This window comes from Falsiroseomonas oryziterrae, from assembly GCF_021864505.1.
Taxonomy (GTDB): Bacteria; Pseudomonadota; Alphaproteobacteria; order Acetobacterales; family Acetobacteraceae; genus Falsiroseomonas; species Falsiroseomonas oryziterrae.
The window spans coordinates 1-817 of sequence record NZ_JAKJIB010000654.1; the positions used below are offsets into that span (position 1 = coordinate 1).

Sequence of the window (817 nt, forward strand, 5' to 3'; positions counted from 1 at the left end):
AAGGAACTCCGCCGTGCTGCTGCGCTAGAGCCGGTTCGCGACGGTGTCGCCCATCACCTGCGCCAGCGCGGCGCCGGGCTCCACCCCGACGCGGGGCGCCGCGAAGCTGCCGCCGACCGTGACCGGCGTCCGCATGTTGAGCCCCATCACGCGCAGATCGGGCAGCAGCCGCGCCGCAAGCGTCTCGTCGCGCAGGTTGAGGGCGAGGCTTCCCTCGATGCGGCCGAACTCGCCTTCGATCAGCAGCGCCTCGCTCTGCGCGACGCCGCCATCGGCCGAGAGGCGCAGCGCGAGGCAGCGCAGCCCGAGTCCGCCCGCGGGCATGCCGCGCGGCAGCAGGGCGCGCAGCAGGTCTGGCCCCACCGTCAGCGAGCTCGCGCCGGTGAAGCGGCCGCCGACCATCGCGATCCCGGCCTCGCCCGACACGGTCGCGGCCAGCGCCGGCAAGGTGGCACCCTGCGCGCGCAGGTCCAGCGCAAGTTCCGCCTGGCCGTCGAAGGCCGCCGGGATGCCGAAGCCGCGCCGCAACGCCGCGAGGTCGAGCCCGGGCCCGTCGCTTTCGAGGCGGAGCGTCGCGGCCGGCGGCACCGCGGCGGCGTCGAGCGTGAAGCGGCCACCGAGCATGCCGCCCGGCGACGTCGCGACGAGCGGATCGAGCGCCAGGCGGCCGTTCGCCAGCGCCAGCCTGGCCGAGACGTCGCGCCAATCCGTGCCGCCGACGCGAAGGCTGGCGGCGGAGAGTTCGAGCGCGGCGTCCATCGCGCGCAGCGAGTCCACCGGCAGCGCCGCCGCCGGGATCAGCCGCTGCGCCGGCTGG

General features: G+C 76.5%; 1 protein-coding gene. It reads right to left on the reverse strand.

Going from position 1 to position 817, the window contains the following annotated elements:
* Positions 1-24 precede the first annotated feature (24 nt).
* Positions 25-817: AsmA-like C-terminal region-containing protein (locus L2I40_RS23895; protein ID WP_237217833.1), on the reverse strand; the 793-nt coding region annotated here is incomplete at its 5' end.